We start from the raw sequence: 24,179 nt of genomic DNA, 5'->3' as shown, positions 1-24,179 counted from the left end.
CGAGCCCACCACCCGGGCGCGGGGGTGTCAATGCGCGTGGCCGGTATGCCGGACATGCCCGGTGTATTGCCCGGCGTGGCGCGTGGGCGTTCCGGGAAGGGGCACCGAGTGGCCGAAAACATCTCATACCCGGCGTGCGGGGGAACGAAATGTGACCCACAGCACGTTGGGGTCGTTGTCATAACGCCTGTGTCACGCCCACGCCTGCTCCGGCGCTCGCTGGGTAGGTCTGCTGTGTCCTGTCGTCCACGGCCAGGAGGCCACCATGCCCGCTTCCGCGCAGCTTCTGCTCTCCGCCCTCTCCAAACAGGTGCCGAGCCCCACGGACCCCGAACCGCTGGCAGGCGAGAAGTCCTCGTTCCTCACCGCCCCTCCGATGATCAGCGAGCTGCCGCTCGCGGACGTCTCCCACCTCACCGGTGAGCCCGCGTTCACCGACAGTGCCCCGCTCATCACCGAGCCGCCGCTGACCAGCGAGCCTCCGCTCGCCGACGCAACACCTCTCACGAGCGAGCCACCGCTCGCCGCCGTCGCCCCTCTGACCAGCGAGCCGACAGCACCCGGCACCGCTTGGGGCATGGAGTCCCCAGGAGTCTGAATGGGCTTGTCCCGGCTCGCCGCACTGCACGGCGTCGCCACCTCCTTCTCCCCGTCCGCGGATGTCACGGTGCCCGTCCCCGACGACACGGTCACGGCCGTGCTCGCCGCGCTGGGCGTCGACGCCGGCACGCCCGCGGAGGTGCGGAGATCACTCGCCGCAGCCGAATCGGCAGCGGTCTCCCGGCTGCTCCCGCCGACGGTGGTCGTCTGGTCGGGAGAGCCGCTGCCGGCCGCGCTCACCGAACTGCCGCCCGGCGCGGTCCTGACGGTCGACCCCGAACCGGCGGCCACCGGTACGCCCTCCGCCCTGCGCATGCGCGTACTCCCCGCCCCGGACCCGGCCGGGGAGCCGCCGGTGGCACCGCCCTGGTGGACCGAACCGCCCCTGGGCGTGCACCGGCTGACCCTCCGCACCCCGGACCACCGCCACGCCACCGCCACGCTCGTGGTCGCTCCGGACCGTGTACCCCAGCCGCCCGCGCGTACGCACGGATTCCTCGTCCAGCTCTATTCGATGCTCTCCGCACGCTCCTGGGGCATGGGCGACCTGGCCGACCTGGCCGACCTCGCCACCTGGGCGGGACGGACCCAGGGGAGCGGCTTCGTCCAGATCAACCCGCTGCACGCCGCCGTACCGGGCAGGCCGGCCGACCCGTCGCCGTACCGCCCCTCCTCACGCCGCTTCCCCGATCCCGTCCATCTGCACATCGAGTCGATCCCGGAGTACGGCCATGTCGCCGAGCCCGGCAGGGCGGCCCTGGACGACCTGCGCCAGGAAGCCGCGGCACTGCGCGAGGCCGTGCTGAACAAGGGCGCGCTGATCGACCGGGACGCCGTCCGGGACCTCAAGCAGCAGGCCCTGGAGATCATCCACGAGGTCCCCCTGACTCCCGGCCGCCGCGCCGCCTACTGCGACTTCCTCGCCGAGCAGGGGCAGGCCCTGGAGGACCACGCCCTGTGGTGCGCCCTGGCCGAGGTGCACGGTCCCCGGTGGCGCTCCTGGCCCGAAGGGCTGCGCGACCCCCGCTCCCCGCAGAGCACCCGGGCCCGCACCGAGCTGCTGGACCGGGTCGACTTCCACTGCCGGCTCGCCTGGCTGACGGACACCCAGCTCGCCACCGCCCAGAGCGCCGCGCGGGAGTCCGGGATGGCCGTCGGGATCGTCCACGACCTCGCCGTCGGCGTCCACCCCGACGGTGCCGACACCTGGGCCCAGCAGGACGCCTTCGCACAGGGCATGTCGGTCGGCGCACCCCCCGACGCCTTCAACGCCCACGGCCAGGACTGGGGACTGCCCCCCTGGCGTCCCGACGCCCTCGCGGCGTCCGGTTACGCCCCCTACCGCCATCTCCTGCGCGGCCTCCTCGCCCACGCCGGAGCTCTGCGCATCGACCACGTCATGGGCCTCTTCCGGCTCTGGTGGGTGCCCGAGGGGCGCCTTCCCACCGAGGGCGCGTACGTCGGCCAGGACGCCGAGGCGATGCTCGCCGTCCTCGTCCTGGAGGCGCACCGGGCCGGCGCCGTCGTCGTGGGGGAGGACCTCGGCACCGTCGAGCCCGGCGTACGCGAGGCGCTCGCCCGGCGCGGGGTGCTCGGCACCTCCGTGCTCTGGTTCGAGCGCGACTGGGGCGGCACCGGGCGCCCGCTCGCCCCCGAACAGTGGCGTCAGGACTGTGTGGCCACGGCGACCACCCACGACCTGCCCTCCACCGCCGCCCGGCTGACGGGCGAGCACGTGACGCTCCGCCACCGGCTCGGGCTGCTCACCCGGAGCCTGGAGCAGGAGCTCGCCGAGGACGCCGCCGACACCTCCGAGTGGCTGGCCTGCCTCGCCCGTCTCCGGCTGCTCCCCGAGGGCGACGGCGACGAGGAGGCGGCCGTCCGCGCCGTCCACCGCTTCCTGCGGCGCACCCCGGCCCGGATGGCCGGGATCTGGCTCCCTGACACCGTGGGAGACCGCCGCCCCCAGAACCTCCCCGGGACCTGGGACCAGTACCCCAACTGGCGTCTGCCCGTCGCCGATGCGGAGGGCCACCCCGTCACGCTGGAGGAGATCACCGCCTCGCCCCGGCTGCACAGGCTGATGGCCGTCCTCACGGACGGCCCCGAGGCCCGTACGGCACCCCCGGGCGCGCGCCCCTCGTAGGCGTTCGCTACGTTTGCACCGTGGACAAGAAGAACGCTATGCGCGCCGGCGCCGTCGCGGCCGGTACGACGCTGATGATGCTGCTCATGTCGTCCCCGGCGCTCGCGCTCACCCGCGACGACGGTGACGACCCGGGCCCGGGCCTGAACGTGATGGAGACCCTCGGTCTCTACGTCGCGGCACCGCTCGTCCTGTTCCTGGTGATCGCGGGGCTCGTCATGGTCCTCGACAAGTCCGAGAAGCAGGCCTAGCAGATCGCGCGAGTGCGCCGCCGGTACGACGTACCGGCGGCGCACCGGCATGTCCGGGAGCCGGGTAGGTTTCGGCCATGACCGAGTGGGACGTCAAGAAGCTCCGCATCCTGCGCACCCTGCGCGACCGCGGCACGGTCACCGCCACGGCCGAAGTCCTCCGCATGACCCCTTCGGCCGTCTCGCAGCAGCTGACCAACCTCGCCGGGCAGCTCGGTGTGCCGCTGCTGGAGGCGCAGGGCCGCCGCGTCCGGCTCACCGACGCCGCGCATCTCGTGCTGCGCCACGCCGAGGCGGTGTTCGCCCAGCTGGAGCGGGCCGACGCGGAGCTGGCCGGCTATCTGCGGGGCGAGGCGGGCCAGGTCCGGGTCGGCGCCTTCTCGACCGCCGTGCCCGCCCTCGTCGTACCGGCCGTGCAGCTCCTGGCGGCCGAGGACCGGCCCGGCCCCCAGGTGCGCGTACGGGAGGCGGAGGCGGCCCAGGCGTACGAGCTGCTGTCGGCCGGCGAGGTGGACCTGGCACTCTCCCTGGCCGCGCACGCCCCGACGGCCCGGGACCCCCGCTTCGCCCTGCTGCCGCTCCTGGCGGATCCGCTGGACGTGGCACTGCCCGCCGGTCACCGCCTCGCCGGCGCCCCTGCCCTGCGGCTGGCCGACCTCTCCCGGGAAGCCTGGATCTTCGGCGGGTCCGGTCCGTGGTCGGAGATCACCACCGCCGCGTGCGAGGCCGCGGGCTTCGTCCCCGAGCAGGCCCACAGTGCCGCCGGCTGGACGGCGATCCTCGCGATGGTGCGGGCGGACATGGGCGTCGCCCTGGTCCCCCGGATGGTCTCCGCCTCCGACCGGCCCCGCGACGGCGTGGTGATGCGGGTCCTGGGGGCGGACCGGCCCTGCCGTCACGTGGTGGCGGCGGTGCGGCGGGGCGCGGAACACGGACCGGCGGTCACCCGGGTGCTGTCGGCGCTGCAGGAGGTGGCGGCCCATTCCTTTAAGCAGGAATGAAAGAACCATGTGAAAACTTTCGATGGACCTGATCGGTGGTGGGGCGGCACAGTGGACCCATGCCGACCGACAAGATCCAGACGGAGCCCGATTCCAGCGACCCGCACGCCAACGACGCGGCCCCCTACGGCGGCGGAGACCCCTACGCCGACTACCGCGCGGGCGACTTCCCGTTCACCGAGCTCGTCGATCTCGCGGACCGTCGCCTGGGCGCGGGTGTGATCGCGGCCAACGACGAGTTCTTCGCCGAGCGCGAGAACCTCCTGATCCGCGAACCCGCCGTCTTCGACCCCGAGCGCTTCGGCCACAAGGGCAAGATCATGGACGGCTGGGAGACCCGCCGCCGCCGCGGCGTGGACGCGGACCACCCCTTCCCCGCCCCCGAGGACCACGACTGGGCGATCGTCCGGCTGGGCACCCCCGGGATCATCCGCGGCATCGTCGTCGACACCGCCCACTTCCGCGGCAACTACCCGCAGCGCGTCTCCGTCCAGGCGACGGCCGTGGAAGGCGCCCCCGGGCCGGAGGAACTGCTCGCCGACGACGTGAAGTGGGAGGAGCTCGTCCCGCCGGCCCCCGTACGCGGCCACGCCGCCAACGGCTTCGAGGTCACCGGCGGCCGCCGCTACACGCACGTGCGGATCTGCCAGCACCCCGACGGCGGTATCGCCCGCCTCCGCGTGCACGGCGAGGTCGTCCCCGACCCGGCCTGGCTCGCTGCGCTGGGCACGATCGACCTGATCTCGATCCTGAACGGCGGCATGTACGAGGACGCCTCGGACCGCTTCTACTCCTCGCCGGCCCAGATCATCCTGCCCGGTACCTCTCGCAAGATGGACGACGGCTGGGAGAACCGCCGTCGCCGGGTCCGGGACACGAACGACTGGGTGCGCTTCAGGCTGCCCGCCCAGGGCGCGGTGCGCGCGGTCGAGATCGACACCGCCTACCTCAAGGGCAACGCGGCCGGCTGGATCGGCCTCCACGGCCGCGACGGCGACTCGGGCGAATGGTTCGAGATCATCCCCCGTACCCGGGTCCAGCCCGACACCCTGCACCGCTTCGTCCTGGACACCGAGGCCGTGGTGACCCACGTACGCCTGGACGCCTACCCCGACGGGGGAGTGGCCCGGATGCGTCTGCACGGCTCGCTCACGGAGACGGGCGCGGCCGCACTGGCCCGCCGCCACCGGGAGTCGGCCGCGTAGTTCCGGCTCCCGTGGCCCCAGGTCCCCGCCCGGCGGACGGCTGCGCGCCATGCGCCTGCCCGCCGGGCGGTTCTCACTCCCGGCTACGCGGCGGCCGCCGCCGCGTCCGCCGCCTGCGCCTTCAGCGCACGCTCCACGCCCGCCCGGGACTCCGACACCAGCCGGCGCAGAGCGGCGCTCGGCTTCACCGACTCCAGCCAGGCGTCCGTGGCGTCCAGGGTCTCCTGCGAGACCTGGAGGGACGGGTACAGGCCGACCGCGATCTGCTGGGCCATCTCGTGGCTGCGCGAGTCCCAGACGCCCTTGACCGCCGCGAAGTACTTCTCCGTGTACGGAGCCAGCAGCTCACGCTGGTCGGTCTGCACGAAACCGCCGATGACCGAATCCTGCAGGGAGTTCGGCAGCTTGTCCGACTCGACGACGGAGGCCCAGGCCTCGGCCTTCGCCTCCTCGGAGGGCTGGGCCGCGCGTGCGGACGCCGCGTGGCGCTCACCCGCCGCCGTCCTGTCGCGCTCGTACTCCGCGGCGATCTCCTCCTCGTCGATGAGACCCGTCGCGGCCAGGCGCTGCACGAACGCCCAGCGCAGCTCCGTGTCGACGGCCAGGCCCTCGATCTCCTGCGTGCCGTTGAGCAGTGCCTGCAGCAGGTCGAGGTGGAGCGGGCTGCGGGCCGTCGCGGCGAAGGCACGGGCCCAGGCCAGCTGGTGGTCACCGGCCGGCTCCGCCGAACGCAGATGCGCCAGTGTCGCCTCGGTCCACCGGTTGAGGCCCGCCTCGCGCCACTCCGGGGCGGCGTAGAGGTCCAGCGCCAGCTTCACCTGCCGGTGCAGCGACTGCACCACGCCGATGTCCGTCTCCTTGCCGATCCCGGAGAGGACCAGAGCCAGGTAGTCGCGCGTCGCGAGTTCGCCGTCGCGCGTCATGTCCCAGGCCGACGCCCAGCTGAGAGCACGCGGCAGGGACTCGGTGAAGTCGCCCAGGTGCGCGGTGACGACCCGCAGGGACTCCTCGTCGAGGCGGACCTTCGCGTACGACAGGTCGTCGTCGTTGAGCAGGACGACCGCCGGGCGAGCCGTGCCGGCCGGGAACGGCACGGTTGTGCGCTCGCCGTCCACGTCCAGCTCGATCCGGTCCGTGCGGACCAGCTTCCCGGCCTCGTCGAGGTCGTAGCAGCCGATGGCGATCCGGTGCGGACGCAGCGTGGGCTCGCCCTTCGCCCCGGCGGGGAGCGCGGGGGCCTCCTGGAGCACGGTGAAGGAGGCGACGTGGCCGTTCTCGTCGGTCTCGATCTCCGGACGCAGGATGTTGATGCCTGCCGTCTCCAGCCATGCCTTCGACCAGGTCTTCAGGTCACGTCCGGAGGTCTCCTCCAGCGCGCCCAGCAGGTCCGACAGGCGTGTGTTCCCGTAGGCGTGCGCCTTGAAGTACGCCTGCACGCCCTTGAAGAACGCGTCCTTGCCGACGTAGGCCACGAGCTGCTTCAGGACCGAGGCGCCCTTCGCGTACGTGATCCCGTCGAAGTTCACCAGGACGTCGTCGAGGTCCCGGATGTCCGCCATGATCGGGTGCGTCGAGGGCAGCTGGTCCTGCCGGTAGGCCCACGTCTTCATGGAGTTGGCGAACGTGGTCCAGGAGTGCGGCCACTTCGAGCCCTCCGCGTCCGCCTGGCACGCGATGGAGGTGTACGTGGCGAACGACTCGTTCAGCCAGAGGTCGTTCCACCACTCCATGGTGACCAGGTCGCCGAACCACATGTGCGCCAGCTCGTGGAGGATGGTCTCGGCGCGTGTCTCGTACGCCGCGTCGGTGACCTTCGAACGGAACACGTACTGGTCGCGGATGGTGACCGCGCCCGCGTTCTCCATCGCACCGGCGTTGAACTCCGGGACGAAGAGCTGGTCGTACTTGGCGAAGGGGTACGCGTAGTCGAACTTCTCCTGGAACCAGTCGAAGCCCTGCCGCGTGACCGCGAAGATCTCGTCGGCGTCGAGGTACTCGGCGAGCGACGGCCGGCAGTAGATGCCGAGCGGCACGGACCGGCCGTCCTTCTCGTAGGTGCTGTGCACCGCGTGGTACGGACCGGCGATCAGGGCCGTGATGTAGGTGGAGATGCGAGGCGTCGGCTCGAAGGACCAGACGTCGCCCTCGGGCTCGGGCGTCGGCGAGTTGGAGATCACCGTCCAGCCGGAGGGCGCCTTCACGGTGAACCGGAAGGTCGCCTTCAGGTCGGGCTGCTCGAAGCTGGCGAAGACCCTGCGGGCATCCGGCACCTCGAACTGGGTGTAGAGGTAGGCCTGCTCGTCGACCGGGTCGACGAAGCGGTGCAGTCCCTCGCCGGTGTTCGTGTACGAGCAGTCGGCGACCACCTTCAGCTCGTTGGCGCCGGCCCGGAGGTGCTTCAGCGTGATCCGGGAGTCCCGGAAGACGGCGGCGATGTCCAGGTCCTTGCCGTTCAGCACGACGTCGTGCACTGCCGGGGCGACCAGATCGATGAAGGTCTCCGCGCCCTCCTCGGCGCAGTCGAAGCGCACGGTGGTGACGGACCGGTAGGTGCCGCCCTCCTGCGCGCCGGAGAGATCGAGGTCGATCTCGTACGCGTCCACGGTCAGCAGGCGCGCCCGCTCCTGTGCCTCTTCGCGGGTCAGATTCGTGCCAGGCACGCGGTCATCTCCTTGATGTGCGACGTTTTTCGTCATCCTTCCACGTGGGGGAGGGCAACGCGATGTCCGTTTTCCGCCGGACCCGCGGGGGCCCTCGGTCCACGCCCGGATCATGACCACCCACCAGGCGCTGCCGGTCGACGCCTTCGCCCTCGACACCCTCCGCAAGACCGGCGCGGCGCGGGCCGGCCCTGCGTCCCGTACACGGCCACGGAGAGCGGAGTTCCCCTGCGCTGCTGCCCGCGGCGCCGAGCCGGGGGAGCGGATCGCCCTCGTCCCCCTGCGGCGGCACCTCGCCCTCCGAGGCATGGGAAAGGGCGGCCCCCGGAGACCGGGGGCTGCCCTTTCCCGTGCCGGCGGCTCAGCCCTTCAGCTCCTCCGCCACCAGTTCCGCGATCTGGACCGCGTTCAGCGCGGCGCCCTTGCGCAGGTTGTCGTTGGAGACGAACAGTGCGAGGCCGTGCTCGACGGTCTCGTCGGCCCGGATGCGGCCCACGTAGGAGGCGTCCTTGCCGGCCGCCTGGAGCGGGGTCGGGATCTCGGAGAGTTCGACGCCCTCGGCGTCCTTCAGCAGCTCGTAGGCGCGCTCGACGCTGATCGGGCGGGCGAAACGGGCGTTGATCTGGAGGGAGTGGCCGGAGAAGACCGGGACCCGGACACACGTGCCGGACACCTTGAGCTCCGGGATCTCGAGGATCTTGCGGGACTCGTTGCGGAGCTTCTGCTCCTCGTCCGTCTCGAAGGAACCGTCGTCGACGATCGAACCGGCCAGCGGCAGCACGTTGAAGGCGATCGGGCGCTTGTACACACCGGGCTCGGGGAAGTCCACCGCGTCACCGTCGTGCGTCAGCCTGTCCGCGTCGGCGACGACCGCGGAGACCTGGCCGTGCAGCTCCGTGACACCGGCGACACCGGAACCGGACACCGCCTGGTAGGTGGCGACGGTCAGCGCGTCGAGCCGCGCTTCCTGGTGCAGGGGGCGCAGCACGGGCATGGCGGCCATCGTGGTGCAGTTCGGGTTGGCGATGATGCCCTTGGGGCGGTTCCTGATCGCGTGGGCGTTGACCTCGGAGACCACCAGCGGGACCTCGGGGTCCTTGCGCCATGCGGAGGAGTTGTCGATCACCACGGCGCCCTGCGCGGCGACCTTCTCGGCCAGCGCCTTGGAGGTCGCGCCGCCCGCGGAGAACAGCACGATGTCCAGCCCGGAGTAGTCCGCAGTGGACGCGTCCTCCACGGTGATGTCCTTGCCCTCGTAGGCGAGGGTGGAGCCCGCGGAACGCGCGGAGGCGAAGAGGCGCAGCTCGGCGACGGGGAACTTCCGCTCGGCCAGGATCCTGCGCATGACTGTGCCGACCTGACCGGTGGCGCCGACGATTCCGACCTTCACTGGAACTCCCTCACAGATGCGAACAGGCACGATTGCCGGTCCATGATGTGTATGTCCACAGCTCCCTTGTCCAATCCGTTGTCCGCCAGGCGGACGGGGCCCGGACAGGGCTGTGGGGCGGGAGCCCTTGCGGGCGCCCGCCCCACAGTCCGCGTGTGTCGTCGGAATCACACGGTCACGGTCGTTACGGCGCGACCTTCTCGATCACGACGCTGCCGGTGCCCGCCGCGGTGCCGCGGGCGTTCACCAGCTGGACCTCGCCGAAGAACTGCCGGCCCTCGGGGGCGGCTCCGGCGACCAGCACCTCGGCCCCGACCTCGGCGGACGCGCCGTTGGCCAGGTTCACGGCCTTGGACTCGTCGACCTTGATCTCGCCGAGCGACGGCGCGTAGTACACATCGCGGTAGTCGTACTCGGTGGTCCCGGCCGGGACCGAGTAGCCGTCGATGAGGACGGTGTAGGTGCCGGCCGCCGGGTCCACCAGGCTGACCGACTCCTCCGAGCCCGCCGTCGTCGAGGCGCCGACCTCGGTGTCGCCCCGGTAGACGTACAGGTCGATGTCGGCGTTGGCGTCCGACGTGTTGCCGATGGCGACGTCCAGCTTCTCGACGCCCTCACCGATGGTGACCGTCTTGACGTACGAGCCCCCCGTGGAGATCGACGGTCGCTCGACGCCGGCCGAACCCAGCGTGCCGCCCTTCAGCGAGCCCTCCAGGTCACCGGCGTTGTTGGTGACCGTCCAGTCGACCGCGGCCGGGGTGCCGATCTTCGCCTCGGAGATGGTCTGCACCGCCGGGTCGAAGGTGGCGCCGAGCAGCGAGACGTCCAGCTTGTACGGGTTGTCCAGCAGCGGCGACGTACGGCGGGACTCGACCTCGATCTCCCAGACGCCGGGCTGCGGGTCCTTGTAGGAGCGCGTGTCCGGGCGGCACGTGTTGGCCGGGTTCTCGTAGTTCGGGTAGCAGTAGATCGTGGAGCTGTCCTCCACGGCCACGCCGTACGGGTGCAGGGAGATGAACCGCGTCTGGCTGCCCGACCTCAGGGCGCTCATCGCGACCTCGAGGGTCTCGGCGCCCTCCGGCACGTTCACGAAGTACGACGTGGTGCCGTTGCGCTTCACCGAGCCGGTCGTCGAGAACGCGTAACCCGGCTTCACCAGGTCCTTGGCGACGACCACCGTGGACAGGACCTGGTGGTCCACGCCGACGGTCTTCTTGTCGTCCACGACCAGGATCGCGCTGTGGACGCCCGCCGTACGGGGCTTCGCCCGGACCTTGACGGTCACCGGCTTCCCGAGCGGCAGCGAGACGGTGCCCGGACCGGTGAGCTCGAAGGTGCCGTCGTTGTTCTTCCAGGACAGCTTGTGCTTGACGGCCCTGTCCGGACCCGTGGTGCGGGTGACGGTGACGTCGTACGACTTCTTCTGGCCGGCCTTCAGGCCGCCTTCACGGTCGTACAGCCCGGTGCCGAAGCCCGGAGTCTTCAGCGCGAAGTCGATCGCGGTGTCGACCGGGGCCTTCACCGTGTACTCGTGCGCCGCCGCGCCCTTCTTCTCGATCTGCTTCCACGCGCCGACGATGTCCATCAGACCGGCACCCTGGGCGTGCGCGGGCACGTCCTTGATGTGGGTGGCCGTACTGGTGAGCGCGGTCCGCAGGTCGGCCGGGGGCAGCTCGATGTTCTTCTGCTTCGCGGCGGACAGCAGCAGCGCGGCCGCGCCGGCGGCCTGCGGCGAGGACATCGAGGTGCCCTGCAGCATGGAGTAGCCGGCGGGGAGCGAGTACCCCGCCTCCTTGACCGGACCGCCGGGGATCCAGGTCTGCGTGGTGTTGATGGACGCGCCCGGAGCCGTCAGGATCGGCGCGAAGCCGCCGTCCTCACGCGGACCGCGCGAGGAGAAGGGCAGCATGTCGTACTTCTTGGTGACGTTCGAGCCGTAGTTGGCGGCCCAGGTCTCCTTGGAGATGGACGCGCCGACCGAGATGACGTGGTCGGCGAGGCCGGGGTCACCGATGGTGTTGACGCCCGGGCCCTCGTTGCCGGCCGAGATGACCAGCTGGACGCCGTAGATGTCGATGAGCCGCTTGTAGAGCTCGGCGCGGGCGTTGTTGCCGTCGTTGAGGGGCGGCAGGCCGCCGATCGACATGTTGACGATGTCGACGCCGCGGTTGACGACGAGGTCGATCATGCCCTCGGTCAGCGCGATGTTGGTGCAGCCGCCGGACCAGGTGCAGGCACGCGAGGAGACGACCTTGGCGCCGGGCGCCGCGCCGTTCATCTTGCCGCCGAACAGGCCGTTGGCCGCGGTGATGCCCGCGACGTGCGTGCCGTGCTCGCTCTGGATGACCCCGATGTTGACGTAGTCGGCCGTGTTGCCGGCCGCGTCGAAGACGACGTCCTCGCGGGTCTCGACGACGAACGGGATGCGTTCGACGACCTGGGTCCGCGGATCGTCCGTCCCGAAGTAGGAGACCTGGTGCTTGTCCTTGTACGGCTTCATGGCGGTGTCGTCGCCGAAGTCCGCGTTGCCGTTCAGATCGACCCGCGCGGTACCGGTGACCGGGTCGTAGAGCACGCCCCACTGGTCGGTGGTGTCACCGTCACGGTTGAGGTCGCCGGCCATGTCGCCGCCGCGCGTGGCGGACTCCTTGAAGACGCGGAAGCCGTACGTGCCCTCCGGCGCCGAGTACGTCGTGCCGCCGTTCGTGAACGTCGGGCCGGTCACGGTCTGGTCCATCCGCAGCCAGGTTCCGTCGCCGTCGCTGACGGGGTCGGTGGCCGTCACCCAGTCGACGATCTTGCGCTCGCCGGTGGTGGTCTTCCGGAGCGCGGGGTGGCCGAGGTCGACACCGGAGTCCAGGACACCGATGGTGATCCCGCGGCCGTCGGCCTCCGGGTGCTGCTCGACGAAGTCGACCGCACCCGTCTCGAAGGACGGGTTGTACGGGTTCTTCGCCGGGGTGTTCTTACCCGGCGCCGGGTAACTTCCGGTCGCCTTCGGCTGCTTCGCCCCGGCGGCCCGGTCGCCCGAGGGCGTCGGGTCGTCGAGCTCGATCTCCTGCTCGAGATCGATGCCGAGGACGGACGACAGCTTCTGCGCCGCCTTGATGGTGGCACCGGCGGTCGCGGTCGGCACGGTCGCCCGGACATAGCCGAGCTTGTCGTACGTCCGCCCCGGCACCGACCCCTTCACGGCGTCCAGCTGCGCGGCGACCTGCTCGGTCGCACCGGGGGTGGTGGCGACCATCATCGTGATGTTCTTCTCGCCCTTGGCCTCGGCCTTCGCCAGTACATCGGCGTCGGCCTCGCCCAGCTTGTCGCCCTTCGCGCCCGCCGCGGCGGGCTTCACCGGGGAGGTCGCCGGGTCGCCGGCGGCGAAGGCCGGAGCTGCGCCGGAGGCGGCCAGAGCGGCCGCCAGACCGGCTGCGGCCGCGATGCGCGCCGCGCGTCTCGCCCCGGGTATGGAGCTGGGGGATTCCTTGGTCATCAGCATCCCTGTGTGGTGAAAGAAAGAGAGAGTCCGGAATTCGGTACCCGATGACCGCTCAGCCTTTCGTAAAAGACAGGGGTTTGTGGAGAGCCGGAGGGAACGAGAAAGGGACATGGCGTAGATCCGCCAACGGTGCCATCACGCCACTCACCGGGGCAGAACCACCACGTGCACAGCCGGCCAGCGGTCCGCCGCCGCCGTCAGCGCCGTACGCAGCACCACCGGCAGCTGTGCCGCCGGCCCGCGCAGCTGCTTCGGCGTCACCCGCACCACCGTGACCCCGAGCCGCTCCAGGTGCTCCCGCTCGGCGGCGAAGACCACGTGTTCCTCCCGGGGTGAGCGGGTGCCCAGTTCGAGCGCGACCGCCTGCTCCGGCCAGTACGCGTCCACGCCTCCCAGGGAGCCGCCGCCCGGCAGCGACAGCTCCACGTTCCACAGCGGCTGGGGCAGACCGTGGGCGCGCACCGTCTCGTACAGCTTCCCCTCCGCCACGGCCCGGCCCTCGATGAGCAACGCGTCGACGGCGTCCACCACATGGGAGCGGTCCAGCAGCTTGGCGGCGTTCAGCTCCCGTACGACGGACGCGGGTTCGCAGTGCCCGGCACGCACCGACTCCCTCAGGATCCGGCCCACCGTCGAGGCGTCGGTGAGGCAGGCCACCGCGTCGGCCAGAGCCCGTTCCACCGGAGCCAGCGGCACCCCGAGCCCGCGATGCGGCCGGGGGAGGGCGGCGGCCCGGGTCACCTGGACGAACCGGGTGGAGCGCAGCCGCCTGGTGCGCGGCACGAGCACGTCGATCCGGTGGAGCGCGATCGCCGGGGGCGCGGACGTGAAGCCGTACAGCGCCAGGGCCGCCAGGCCCGTGACCATGGCCTCGCCGTAACCGGTCCCGGGCCGGACGGGCACGGCCCGGCGCCCGCCCGCCGGGGGCCTTCCGGCGTACAGCAGGGCGCCGCGCACCCGGTCGTCGTCCGAGGGCGGCCCCGGGTGCAGGAGGTAGACGCCGGGGAGCAACTGCTGCCACGGGCCGCCGGGCAGGCACTGCGCGGCGGCCTGCGCGGCGGTCACGCCGTGGGCGCGCAGCTGCGCGGCGGACTGAACGCGGTGACTCACTTCGTGGACGGGGCGCGGGGACACGGGGGTGTTCTGGTTCATGCCGGGGAGGTTCCCGCAGGCCCGTGGCGCGGTAACCCCTGTTACACGTCCGTCGACATTCCAGGACAACGCCGTACTGAAGCAAGGACGTTCGAAAGCCGAAAAGGGTGGTCGCGGCGGGAATTGTACGGCGCACGCCCCGCACGCACGTGCGGGGCGTGCGCCGGGGCCTCACGCCGCCGCGTCCCGCTCCTGACCCCGCAGCGCCCGTGCCAGATCGTCCCGCGCCTCCAGGACCAGCCGCCGCAGCGCCGGCGCCGCGTCCGGGTGCGAGGTCAGCCACGCGTCCGTCGCGGTGAGGGTCGCGGGGTCGTCCTGCAGTCCGGGGAACAGGCCCTTGACCACGTCCATGCCGATCTGGATGGACCGCTCGGCCCACACCCGCTCGATCGCCTCGAAGTACGCGGCCGTGTACGGAGCCAGCAACTCCCGCTGCGAGGGCTGTCCGAAGCCGGCGATCGTCGCCCCGGCGAGGGCGTTGGACAGCTTGTCCGACTCCACGACCGCGGCCCACGCCTGTGCCTTGACCGCCGCCGAGGGGCGTGAGGCCAGGCACCGCACGTGGTGGCGCTTGCCGGACGCCGTGTCGTCCCGGGCGAGTTCGGCGCCCAGCGCCGCCTCGTCGGCCTTGCCGTGCGCGGCCAGCGGGCACAGGAACGCCCACCGCAGCTCCTGGTCGACGTCCAGGCCGTCGATCACGGCCGAGCCGTCGAGCAGCTCACCCAGCAGCCGGAAGTCCGCGTCCGACGCCGCGACGGCGGCGAAGAACCGGGCCCACGTCAACTGGTGCTCGCTGCCCGGCTCCGCGCGCCGCAGCTCCGCCAGTGCGCCCTCGGCCAGTGCCCGGCCGCCTTCCTCGCGCCAGGCCGGTGCGGCGTAGTGCACCAGCGCGGACCGCGCCCAGGCGTGCAGCATCTGCAGCACGCCGATGTCGGACTCCCGGCCGGCGTGCGCCAGCACCAGCGACACGAACTCCCGGGCCGGCAGAGCCGCGTCCCGCGTCAGGTTCCACAGGGCCGACCAGCACAGTGCCCGGGCGAGCGGATCGGTGATGTCACCGAGGTGCTCGCGCAGGGTGGCCAGGGACACCTCGTCGAAGCGGACCTTGCAGTACGTCAGGTCGTCGTCGTTGACCAGGACCAGGTCGGGCCTCTCGGACCCGGCCAGCTCCGCGACCACGGTGCGCTCCCCGGCGACGTCGGTTTCGGCGCGGGCGTACCGCACCAGCTCGCCCTCCGGCGAGAGCCGGTAGAGACCCACCGCGACCCGGTGCGGCCTGAGTTCCGGACGGGAGGCCGCGGCCTCCTGGGTCACGGCGAGTTCCGCGACCCGGCCCCCGCCGTCGTACGTCACGACCGGCGTGAGGACGTTGACCCCCGCCGTCTGCAGCCACGCGCGCGACCAGGCCGTCATGTCGCGCCCGGACGTCTCGCCCAGCACCGACAGCAGGTCGCCCAGCTGCGTGTTGCCGAAGGCGTGCCGCTTGAAGTAACGGCGTGCGCCCTCCAGGAACGCCTCCCGCCCCACGTACGCCACGAGCTGCTTGAGCACCGAGGCGCCCTTGGCGTACGTGATGCCGTCGAAGTTCAGCTTGGCGTCCTCCAGGTCACGGATGTCGGCCGTGACCGGGTGTGTGGACGGGAGCTGGTCGGCGCGGTAGGCCCATGCCTTGCGGTTGTTGGCGAAGGTGATCCAGCCGTCCGTGAAGCGGGTCGCCTCCACCATCGAGAACGTCCCCATGAAGTCGGCGAAGGACTCCTTCAGCCACAGGTCGTCCCACCACTGCATGGTGACCAGGTCGCCGAACCACATGTGCGCCATCTCGTGCAGGATGACGTTGGCGCGCCGCTCGTAGGAGGCCGAGGTGACCTTGCCGCGGTAGATGTACTCCTCGCGGAAGGTGACGAGGCCCGGGTTCTCCATGGCGCCGAGGTTGTATTCCGGGACGAACGCCTGGTCGTACTTCCCGAAGGGGTACGGGTAGTCGAAGTGGTCGTGGAAGAAGTCCAGGCCCTGCTTGGTGATCCGGAAGACGTCGTCCGCGTCGAAGTGGGGCGCGAGCCCCTTGCGGCACATCGCGCCGAGCGGGACCTCCAGCTTCGAGCCGTCGTCGAAGGTACGGGTGTAGCGGTCGCTCACGTAGTGGTACGGGCCCGCGACGACCGCCGTGATGTACGTCGGGATCGGCAGGGTCCGCGCGAACCGGTGGACCTCGCCCTCCCGTGACTCCTGTGCGCCGTTGCTCCAGACCTGCCAGCCCTCGGGCGCCGTCACCTCGAAGCGGTAGGGCGCCTTGAGGTCGGGCTGCTCGAAGTTGGCGAAGACGCGTCGCGCGTCGGCCGGCTCGTACTGCGTGTAGAGGTAGACCTCGCCGTCCTCCGGGTCGACGAAGCGGTGCATGCCCTCGCCGGTCCGGCTGTACGCGCACTGCGCGTCGACCACCAGGACGTTCTCGCCGTCGGCGAGGTCCTCCAGCGCGATCCTGGTGCCGTCGAAGACGGCCGCGGGGTCCAGGTCCTTGCCGTTCAGCGTCACCGCCTCCACGGACGGGGCCACCAGATCGGCGAAGGTCGAGGCGCCGGCCCGGGCGGCGCGGAAGCGGATCGTGGTCTGCGAGCGGAAGGTGCGCGGACCGGCCTCGTCGCCCCCGTCGGGCCCACCGACGGCGGAGCGGAGGTCGAGGGCGACCTCGTAACCGTCGACGGTCAGCAGCTCGGCCCTCTCGCGGGCCTCGTCGCGGGACAGGTTCTCACCGGGCACGGAGCACTCCTTTGTGTCTCGTTCTCAGACCTTTGATCCTCGCATGCGGCCATCGGAGGCGGCGCACGGGAATGGCGGAAGGGGCCGGTGGCGTTCGGACTCCCAGGTGCAGACCTACCTCACGAGGAGAGACATGCCCGAGAACAGCACGTCCGGCAAGGTCCCGGCCGATTTCTGGTTCGACCCGCTCTGTCCCTGGGCCTGGATGACCTCCCGCTGGATGCTGGAGGTGGAGAAGGTCCGTGACGTGGAGGTGCGCTGGCACGTGATGAGCCTGGCGGTGCTCAACGAGCCCCGGCTCGACGAGCTGCCCGAGGAGTACCAGGACATGATGCGCACCCAGGCGTGGGCCCCGGTCCGCGTCGTCGTCGCCGCCCAGCAGAAGCACGGCGACGAGGTCGTCGGCCCGCTGTACACGGCCCTCGGCACCCGCATCCACAACAACGGCGAGGGCCCGACCCGCGAGGCGATCGCGGGCGCGCTGGCCGACGTGGGCCTGCCCGCCGAGCTCCTGGAGTACGCGGACTCCGACGCGTACGACAAGGAGCTGCGCGCCTCCCACCAGGAGGGCATCGACAAGGTCGGCCAGGACGTCGGCACCCCGGTCATCGCCGTGCCGGGCGCCGACGGGGAGCAGATCGCCTTCTTCGGCCCGGTCGTCACTCCCGCCCCCAAGGGCGAGGAGGCCGCGAAGCTGTGGGACGGCACACTGATGGTGGCCTCGATCCCCGGTTTCTACGAGATCAAGCGGACCCGTACGCAGGGCCCCGTCTTCGACTGAACCGGCCGGTGGCCGGGGCCCGCACCGGCCACCCTGGCCGCACGGGACCACACCGGTCCCCCGTGTCATGGGAGAACCCCCGCGAGTCACGTCCTCGCGGGGGTTCTCCGTTCATCCGCCTGCCCGGTGAAGGCTGAGAAGACGATCACGAGGCAGGACGCTCGGGTCTCGTCCCCCGTCAGGGAGCGAGCAGCAGGACGTCCGCGCGCTCCTTGGCGGCGGCATAGCGCTTCGCCACGTCCTGCCAGTTGACGACGCGCCACATGGCCTCGATGAAGTCCACCTTCTGGTTCTTGTACTGCAGGTAGAAGGCGTGCTCCCAGGCGTCGAACACCAGGATCGGGACCGAACCCTGCCCGACGTTGCCCTGGTGGTCGTAGACCTGCTCGACGATCAGCCGGCCGCTGACCGGCTCGTAGGCGAGGACGCCCCAGCCGGAGCCCTGCGTGGTCGCCGCGGCCTTCGTCAGCTGCGACTTGAAGCCGGCGTAGGAACCGAAGGACTCCGTGATCGCGTCGGCCAGGTCGCCCACGCCGTCCGCCGCGCGGGGCTCGCCGCCGCCGTCACCGCTCATGTTGTGCCAGTAGATCGAGTGCAGGATGTGGCCGGAGAGATGGAACGCGAGGTTCTTCTGGAGGCCGTTGACCGAGCCCCAGGCCTCCTTGTCGCGGGCCTCTTCCAGCTGCTCCAGGGTGTCGTTCGCACCCTTGACGTACGCGGCGTGGTGCTTGTCGTGATGGAGCTCGATGATCTGCGGGTTGATGACCGGTTCGAGCGCCGCGTAGTCGTAGGGGAGTTCCGGGAGCGTGTACGTGGCCATGGGGTCGAACCCTCCAACTGCTACATGGTGGTTGTTGCAAGTCCTTCGCAATTGCAGGCTAGCAGGAGGAGGGTCCGGAAGTGATCAGCCGTTCGTCCTAGGACCACAGGCGTCACGTGCGAGCACCGCGAGGGCGGGGAGGTCCGTCACCACGGCGTCCTCACCCCGGCCGGAGGGGGAAGGCGCATGCGGTGAACGCGTCACCGAAACCGTTCGGCGCGGTGCCTTCCGGTGTGCGGCCGGGAGGTACTGGCTCTCGGCGCGGAAGGTCGCACGCCCCCGCCTCCGGCCCCGCCGCGTGGACGTCGTCCAGCAGGAGGAGCGGGGGCACCGGCGAGGACGTGTCCGGGCCGGCCACCGGGCGTACGAGGCGGTCTCAGGCCGCCCTGCCGGTGCCGTCATCTCCTCCCGCACCGCGAAGGCGCAGGCAGTGAGCTCGGGCCGCCGTCCGGCGGCGGGGACGGCCGCTGTGGCCAGGAGGACCGGGCGGCGTCGCGGATGCCGGAAGGGCATGCGTCTCCTCGGCGGGCGCGGAGCAACCACCGAAGCCGCACGGGGTCACGCCGGGGCGGACGGAACCTCGCTGCCTCCTGTACGGCCACGCGTACGGTACTCGGCAGACGACGGAGGAGGAAGGCGTGCAGCTGCGACCGGGGCGGCCCGAAGAGGCCGCGGAGCTGACCGGACTGGCCTTGCGGTCCAAGGCCCACTGGGGGTACGACGAGGCGTTCATGGCCGCCTGCCGGGACGAACTGACGGTGAGCCCGGGTGATGCGGCGGGCGGGCGCACGGCCGTCGCGGAGGAGGGCGGCCGTCTCCTGGGCTTCACCACCCTGTCCGGGGAACCGCCCGAGGGAGCCCTCGGGATGATGTTCGTCGAGCCGGACGCCATCGGCCGGGGCGTGGGCAGGCAACTGTTCGAGCACACGGCGGCACAGGCCCGCCGGCTCGGGTTCGTACGGCTGCTCATCGACGCCGACCCGCATGCCGAGGCGTTCTACGCGGCGATGGGTGCGGTGCGGATCGGGGTGGCGCCGTCGGGTTCCGTACCGGGGCGGGAGCTGCCGCTGCTGGAGCTCGACCTCAGGTGAGGGCTGCACGGGGCGTGGCGTCCGCATGCGGTCGCGCCGCGGCCCCGGTGCCGGCGTCGTCGCGGCCGCCACCGCGGTCACCGTCGCGGCGGAGCCCTGCCGGGCCGGCCGCGTCCCCGGCCCCGCGGGTCGGTACACCTGGGGCTGACCCGTCAGGGTGCCCGGGGCCGGAGTCAGCTGGCGCTCCCGGAGGAGCGGGCCCGCCGGGAAAGCGGTCGACGCCAGGACCGTGGGAGCGAGCGCCCGGGGCAGCCCGGGCCGCAAGCGCGTGCTTTCCGTACCGGGGCGGGCGAAGTGCTCCCGCGAGCTCAGCCGGGCTGAGGCGCGGCCGCCTCCAGGTCGTCGATGCTGCCGGACATGACGGTGCGGATGTGCGCCGTGATGTGCTCGGCCGGCCAGTCCCACCACGCGACGGCGAGGAGCCGGGCGACGTCCGTGTCGTCGTAGCGGGTGCGCAGCAGTTTCGCCGGGTTGCCGCCGACGATGCCGTAGTCCGGCACGTCGGACGTGACGACGGAACCGGTCGCGATGATCGCGCCGTTCCCGATCCGCACGCCCGGCATCACCGTCACCCGGTAGCCGAACCACACGTCGTGGCCGACCACGGTGTCGCCCCGGCCGGGCAGTCCGGTCAGCAGGTCGAAGTGGTCGGCCCAGGAGCCGCCCATGGTGGGGAACGGGAACGTGGACGGGCCGTCCATGCGGTGGTTGGCGCCGTTCATGATGAACCGCACCCCGGTGCCCAGCGCGCAGAAGCGGCCGATGACGAGTTTCTCGGGGCCGTAGTGGTACAGCACGTTGCGGGTCTCGAACGCGGTCGCGTCATCGGGGTCGTCGTAGTACGAGTACGCGCCGACCTCGATGAGCGGGGACGTGACCAGCGGCTGGAGCTGCACCACACGCGGCTGGCCGGGCATCGGGTGCAGCACGGTCGGATCTGCGGGGAGGGGAGTCATGGGCGAACCCTCCCAGATCCGGCCGTGTCTCATGCACTCAGTTCCGGGCCGACGCGGCGCGCTCCGCCCGCTTCTGCCGCACCAGGCCGATCACGATCAGCACCGCGGTCAGCGCCCCGGTCGCCAGCAGCTGGTCACGTGTGTCCGGCTGCCGCAGCATCAGGACGAAGATGCCGGCCATGGCCACCAGCGCCACGATCGTCAGCACCGGGAACAGCCACATCCGGACGACGAGGCGGTCCGGGGCCTCGCGCTCCGTCCGCCTGCGAAGGACCAGCTGGGAGACGGCGATGAAGATCCAGACGACCAGGATCACCGCGCCGATCATGTTGAGGAGCCACGGGAAGACGTCGTCGGGGCGCCAGTAGCTGAGCAGCACGCACAGGAAGCCGAACACGGACGAGGCGAGCACGGCGTTCCGCGGGACACCCGAGGGGGAGATCCTGCCGAGCACCTTCGGGCCCTGGCCGCGGGCGACGAGGGAGCAGGCCATGCGTGAGGAGCCGTAGATGTTGGCGTTCATCGCGGAGAGCAGGGCGACCAGGATGACCACGTTCATGATCTCCGCTGCTCCGTCGATGCCGAGGTGGTCGAGCATCGCGTAGAACGGGCCGACCTCGGCGACCTCGGGGTCGTCCCACGGCACGAGGGTCACGATGACCGCCATCGAACCGATGTAGAAGACCGCGATGCGCCACATCGCCGTACGCACCGCCTTGGCGACGCCCTGCACCGGGTTCTCGGACTCGGCCGCCGCGATGGTGACGGTCTCCAGACCGCCGTACGCGAAGACGGAGGCGAGCAGACCGATGATCAGGCCTTCGGAACCGTTCGGCATGAAGCCGCCGTCCCCGGTGAGGTTCGCGGTGCCGGGGGAGTCCGTGCCGGGCAGCACGCCCAGGATCGCGAGGACGCCCAGCACGAGGAAGAGCGTGATCGCGATGACCTTGAGCGCGGCGAACCAGAACTCGAACTCGCCGAAGTTCTTGACGGCGGCGAGATTCGTGCCGAGGAAGATCACCATGAACAGGGCGACCCAGGCCCACTCCGGCGTCCCGGGCAGCCAGCCCGAGACGATCTGCGCGGCGCCGATCCCCTCCAGGCCGACCGCGACGCAGAGCAGCACCCAGAACGACCACCCGGCGGTGAAGCCCGCCCACGGCCCGATCGCCCGTTCCGCGTGGACGGAGAAGGAGCCGGACGCGGGATTGGCCGCGGACATCTCGCCGAGCATCCGCATCACGAACATGACCAGCAGCCCGGAGATGCCGTACGCGATGACGATCGAGGGGCCGGCCGCGGCGATGCCCGCCCCCGAGCCGACGAACAGCCCGGCCCCGATCACCCCGCCCAGGGCGATCATCGACAGATGGCGCTGCTTGAGCCCGTGGGTGAGCGCGGAGCCGGCGACGGGGGCGGCGGCGTCCGGTGGAGGAGGCGCGGAGGTCCGGGACATGGACAGACTCTGTTCACTGGTCGGGACAGGGATCGGTCCACAGTCTGGCCACGCGCCCCGTCCACGAGGAACAGCTGTCCGCTATACGGTCACCGGGCTCACACAAGGTGCTCACCTGCCTACCGCTTCGCCGTGAGCTCCCGTGCCCCCGCGACGAGCAGTGCGAGGCCGGTGGTCCCCGCCGACCACAGCGCCTGCGGACGGGCCGCGTCGTCGGTGAGCATCAGCAGCAGGACGGCCAGCAGACCGGCCAGGGTCACCCAGGTCAGATAGGGGAAACACCACATCCGCAGCGCCAGGGCGTCCGGCGCCTCGCGTTCCAGCCGGCGCCGCAGCCGCAGCTGGGAGGCGGCGATCAGGGCCCAGACGAACAGCAGGACCGCCCCGACCGAGTTGAGCATGTGGAGGAAGACGGTGTCGGGCCACTCGAGATTGAGCAGTACGGAGACGAAACCGAAGGCCACCGACGCGAGTACCGCCCGACGGGGCACTCCGCCCCCGCTGCGGCCCGACACCTTCAGCAGCCCGCGCGGCGCCTCGCCGCGTTCGGCCAGAGAGAAGATCATCCGGGACGATCCGTACAGGTTCGCGTTGAGCGCCGAGAGCAGCGCCACGAACACCACGATGTTCATGACCTGCCCGGCCGACGGCACCCCGACCGAATCCAGGACCTTCACGTAGGGGCTGAGCCCGGCCTGCTGCGCGGTCCACGGGAGCACGGTCACGATCACCAGCATCGAACCGACGTAGAAGAAGAGGATGCGCACCACCGCGCTGCGCACCGCCCGCCCCACCGCACGTGCCGGATCGTCGGTCTCGGCCGCCGCGATCGTCACGACCTCCAGCCCGCCGAAGGCGAACACCACCGTCAGCACACCGGAGACCACACCGTCCCAGCCGTTCGGCAGGAAGCCGCCCTGCCCGGTGAGGTTGGCCAGTCCCACCGGACCGGTGTCCGGGAGGAGGCCGAAGACGGCCAGCAGCCCCAGAGCCAGGAAGGCCACGATCGCGGTCACCTTGAGCGCGGCGAACCAGAACTCGAACTCGCCGAAGTTCTTCACGGCCGTCAGGTTCGCCACGGTGAACACCACCATGAACAGCAGGACCCAGAGCCACTGGTCCACCGCGGGCACCCACGCGTGCGCGATCCGTGCGGCCGCCGTCGCCTCCACGGCGAGCACCACCACCAGCATGAACCAGTAGAGCCAGCCCACGCTGAAGCCCGCCCAGCGGCCCAGCGCGCGCTCCGCGTGGACGGAGAAGGAACCGGACGCGGGCATCGCCGCCGACATCTCACCGAGCATCCGCATCACCAGCATCGCGAGTGCGCCCGCGAGCAGATACGAGACGACGACGGCGGGCCCGGCGACCGCGATCCCGGCGCCTGACCCGACGAACAGCCCGGCCCCGATCACCCCGCCCAGACCGAGCATCGTCAGATGGCGCTGCTTCAGACCGTGGGCCAGGGGCTCGGGCGGAGCAGGGGAGTGCGTGGGGGGCGCGTCGTGCATGAGCTGCGGATCACTCTCGGATCATTTATGGGGAACCTACAGTCTCACGACACGGTTCCTCTTCCCCAACGCAGAGCCGGGTGCACCCCCACCTCCGTGACCAGCGTCACGCCGGGGAGCGATTGCGCAACGCTCTTTGTCCGAACCCGACTAACTCCTCAACCACCGCTTTGTGGGCGGCTGATGGTGTTCCGGCGCCATCCCGTCGGCTAACGTCACCCTCAGTCCGTCCCTGCCTGCCGACCTCACCCGCGGAGTCCCGATGAGCACTGCTGCCGCCCCCGTCCGTTCCGGAGCGGTCCTCGCCGACCTGCTGCCCGCAGCCCGGCACCGCTACGCCGTGGACGCGGCGCTGGTCGCCGGCGGTGCCGTCCTCACCGGCATCGCGGCCCAGATCGCCGTGCCCGTCCCCGGCTCCCCGGTCCCCGTCACGGGCCAGACCTTCGCGGCACTGCTCATCGGCACCGCGCTCGGCGCCCGCCGCGGCTTCCTCTCCCTCGCCCTGTACGCGCTCGTCGGCATGGCCGGCGTGCCGTGGTTCTCCGAGGGCACCTCCGGCCCCGGTGGCGCGTCGTTCGGTTACGTCCTGGGCATGCTGCTCGCCGCCACCGTCGTCGGCGCTCTCGCCCGCCGCGGCGGTGACCGGTCGGTCCTGCGCACCGCGGGCACCATGGCGGTCGGCTCCCTGATCATCTACGCGGTCGGTGTGCCGTACCTGGCGCTCTCCACCGGTATGCCGATGAGCGCCGCCGTCGCGGCCGGTCTGGTGCCGTTCCTGGTGGGCGACGCCCTCAAGGCCGCGCTGGCCATGGGCGCGCTGCCCGCCTCCTGGAAGCTCGTCGGGCGTCGCGGCTGACGCCGCAGGCACCACAGACAGAGGCTCGCCGGCCCGTGTCACGACACGGG

The 24,179-nt window shown here is 71.3% G+C and carries 17 protein-coding genes; 8 read left to right on the top strand and 9 right to left on the bottom strand.

Annotated features, from left to right (window positions below; genetic code table 11):
- The first annotated feature begins 265 nt into the window (after window positions 1-265).
- The 5 genes from ACF1FZ_RS04385 to alc all read left to right on the top strand — a co-directional run bounded on the left by ACF1FZ_RS04385 (window position 266) and on the right by alc (window position 5,203).
- Complete coding sequence (locus ACF1FZ_RS04385; RefSeq protein ID WP_391771861.1) at window positions 266-598, top strand: hypothetical protein; 333 nt, start codon at window positions 266-268, stop codon at window positions 596-598.
- Complete coding sequence (gene malQ / locus ACF1FZ_RS04380; RefSeq protein WP_391771860.1) at window positions 599-2,746, top strand: 4-alpha-glucanotransferase; 2,148 nt, start codon at window positions 599-601, stop codon at window positions 2,744-2,746.
- A 38-nt stretch (window positions 2,747-2,784) separates the two neighbouring features.
- A complete protein-coding gene (locus tag ACF1FZ_RS04375) occupies window positions 2,785-2,997 on the top strand; it encodes a hypothetical protein (RefSeq protein WP_391772207.1) in 213 nt (70 codons plus the stop codon).
- Between the two features lie 77 nt (window positions 2,998-3,074).
- Entirely contained in the window at window positions 3,075-3,998 is a 924-nt protein-coding gene (locus tag ACF1FZ_RS04370; RefSeq protein ID WP_391771859.1) for a LysR substrate-binding domain-containing protein, read from the top strand.
- 59 nt (window positions 3,999-4,057) lie between these two features.
- A complete protein-coding gene (gene alc, locus ACF1FZ_RS04365; RefSeq protein ID WP_391771858.1) occupies window positions 4,058-5,203 on the top strand; it encodes an allantoicase in 1,146 nt (381 codons plus the stop codon).
- 83 nt (window positions 5,204-5,286) lie between these two features.
- Here alc and pepN (ACF1FZ_RS04360) read toward each other — a convergent pair whose 3' ends face one another.
- The 5 genes from pepN (ACF1FZ_RS04360) to pepN (ACF1FZ_RS04340) form a co-directional block, all read right to left on the bottom strand.
- Window positions 5,287-7,863: an aminopeptidase N gene (gene pepN, locus ACF1FZ_RS04360; protein WP_391771857.1), complete on the bottom strand. Its 2,577-nt coding sequence runs from the start codon at window positions 7,861-7,863 to the stop codon at window positions 5,287-5,289.
- Window positions 7,864-8,224: 361 nt separating this feature from the next.
- Window positions 8,225-9,253 carry an aspartate-semialdehyde dehydrogenase gene (locus ACF1FZ_RS04355; protein WP_391771856.1) on the bottom strand — a complete coding sequence of 343 codons (1,029 nt, stop codon included), beginning with the start codon at window positions 9,251-9,253 and terminating at the stop codon, window positions 8,225-8,227.
- A 184-nt stretch (window positions 9,254-9,437) separates the two neighbouring features.
- Window positions 9,438-12,746, bottom strand: a complete 3,309-nt coding sequence (locus ACF1FZ_RS04350; RefSeq protein WP_391771855.1) for a S8 family serine peptidase — start codon at window positions 12,744-12,746, stop codon at window positions 9,438-9,440.
- A 144-nt stretch (window positions 12,747-12,890) separates the two neighbouring features.
- On the bottom strand, window positions 12,891-13,898 hold the full coding sequence (locus tag ACF1FZ_RS04345) for a hypothetical protein (RefSeq protein WP_391771854.1): 1,008 nt from the start codon (window positions 13,896-13,898) through the stop codon (window positions 12,891-12,893).
- 171 nt (window positions 13,899-14,069) lie between these two features.
- Window positions 14,070-16,658, bottom strand: a complete 2,589-nt coding sequence (gene pepN / locus ACF1FZ_RS04340) for an aminopeptidase N (RefSeq protein ID WP_391771853.1) — start codon at window positions 16,656-16,658, stop codon at window positions 14,070-14,072.
- A 133-nt stretch (window positions 16,659-16,791) separates the two neighbouring features.
- Between pepN (ACF1FZ_RS04340) and ACF1FZ_RS04335 the strand changes: the two genes are divergently transcribed.
- A complete protein-coding gene (locus ACF1FZ_RS04335; protein WP_391771852.1) occupies window positions 16,792-17,439 on the top strand; it encodes a DsbA family protein in 648 nt (215 codons plus the stop codon).
- Window positions 17,440-17,617: 178 nt separating this feature from the next.
- Here ACF1FZ_RS04335 and ACF1FZ_RS04330 read toward each other — a convergent pair whose 3' ends face one another.
- Window positions 17,618-18,259, bottom strand: coding sequence for a superoxide dismutase (locus ACF1FZ_RS04330; protein WP_391771851.1), 642 nt, complete (start codon window positions 18,257-18,259; stop codon window positions 17,618-17,620).
- A gap of 638 nt (window positions 18,260-18,897) precedes the next feature.
- Here ACF1FZ_RS04330 and ACF1FZ_RS04325 point away from each other — a divergent pair.
- Window positions 18,898-19,350 (top strand): GNAT family N-acetyltransferase, encoded by a 453-nt coding sequence (locus ACF1FZ_RS04325; protein WP_391771850.1) that lies wholly within the window; start codon window positions 18,898-18,900, stop codon window positions 19,348-19,350.
- A 308-nt stretch (window positions 19,351-19,658) separates the two neighbouring features.
- Here ACF1FZ_RS04325 and ACF1FZ_RS04320 read toward each other — a convergent pair whose 3' ends face one another.
- The 3 genes from ACF1FZ_RS04320 to ACF1FZ_RS04310 form a co-directional block, all read right to left on the bottom strand.
- On the bottom strand, window positions 19,659-20,306 hold the full coding sequence (locus ACF1FZ_RS04320; RefSeq protein ID WP_391771849.1) for a CatB-related O-acetyltransferase: 648 nt from the start codon (window positions 20,304-20,306) through the stop codon (window positions 19,659-19,661).
- Window positions 20,307-20,343: 37 nt separating this feature from the next.
- Window positions 20,344-21,762, bottom strand: a complete 1,419-nt coding sequence (locus ACF1FZ_RS04315) for an amino acid permease (RefSeq protein ID WP_391771848.1) — start codon at window positions 21,760-21,762, stop codon at window positions 20,344-20,346.
- Between the two features lie 119 nt (window positions 21,763-21,881).
- Window positions 21,882-23,273 (bottom strand): amino acid permease, encoded by a 1,392-nt coding sequence (locus ACF1FZ_RS04310; RefSeq protein WP_391771847.1) that lies wholly within the window; start codon window positions 23,271-23,273, stop codon window positions 21,882-21,884.
- A gap of 262 nt (window positions 23,274-23,535) precedes the next feature.
- Here ACF1FZ_RS04310 and ACF1FZ_RS04305 point away from each other — a divergent pair, with 262 nt between their 5' ends.
- Window positions 23,536-24,129 (top strand): biotin transporter BioY, encoded by a 594-nt coding sequence (locus ACF1FZ_RS04305; protein WP_391771846.1) that lies wholly within the window; start codon window positions 23,536-23,538, stop codon window positions 24,127-24,129.
- The last annotated feature ends 50 nt before the right edge of the window (window positions 24,130-24,179 follow it).

This window comes from Streptomyces sp. NPDC014623 (genome assembly GCF_043088245.1).
Lineage (GTDB): Bacteria > Actinomycetota > Actinomycetes > Streptomycetales > Streptomycetaceae > Streptomyces.
The sequence above is the reverse complement of the archived record's forward strand: the minus strand, read 5'-3'. Positions and strand labels throughout refer to the sequence as shown.

Coding starts and splice junctions, on each gene's coding strand:
- ACF1FZ_RS04335 (WP_391771852.1), top strand. CDS start 16,792: ATGCCCGAGAACAGCACGTCCGGCAAGGTCCCGGCCGATTTCTGGTTC.
- ACF1FZ_RS04330 (WP_391771851.1), bottom strand. CDS start 18,259: ATGGCCACGTACACGCTCCCGGAACTCCCCTACGACTACGCGGCGCTC.
- ACF1FZ_RS04310 (WP_391771847.1), bottom strand. CDS start 23,273: ATGCACGACGCGCCCCCCACGCACTCCCCTGCTCCGCCCGAGCCCCTG.
- ACF1FZ_RS04305 (WP_391771846.1), top strand. CDS start 23,536: ATGAGCACTGCTGCCGCCCCCGTCCGTTCCGGAGCGGTCCTCGCCGAC.
- malQ (WP_391771860.1), top strand. CDS start 599: ATGGGCTTGTCCCGGCTCGCCGCACTGCACGGCGTCGCCACCTCCTTC.
- ACF1FZ_RS04370 (WP_391771859.1), top strand. CDS start 3,075: ATGACCGAGTGGGACGTCAAGAAGCTCCGCATCCTGCGCACCCTGCGC.
- ACF1FZ_RS04350 (WP_391771855.1), bottom strand. CDS start 12,746: ATGCTGATGACCAAGGAATCCCCCAGCTCCATACCCGGGGCGAGACGC.
- ACF1FZ_RS04375 (WP_391772207.1), top strand. CDS start 2,785: ATGCGCGCCGGCGCCGTCGCGGCCGGTACGACGCTGATGATGCTGCTC.
- ACF1FZ_RS04345 (WP_391771854.1), bottom strand. CDS start 13,898: ATGAACCAGAACACCCCCGTGTCCCCGCGCCCCGTCCACGAAGTGAGT.
- alc (WP_391771858.1), top strand. CDS start 4,058: ATGCCGACCGACAAGATCCAGACGGAGCCCGATTCCAGCGACCCGCAC.
- ACF1FZ_RS04385 (WP_391771861.1), top strand. CDS start 266: ATGCCCGCTTCCGCGCAGCTTCTGCTCTCCGCCCTCTCCAAACAGGTG.
- ACF1FZ_RS04315 (WP_391771848.1), bottom strand. CDS start 21,762: ATGTCCCGGACCTCCGCGCCTCCTCCACCGGACGCCGCCGCCCCCGTC.
- ACF1FZ_RS04320 (WP_391771849.1), bottom strand. CDS start 20,306: ATGACTCCCCTCCCCGCAGATCCGACCGTGCTGCACCCGATGCCCGGC.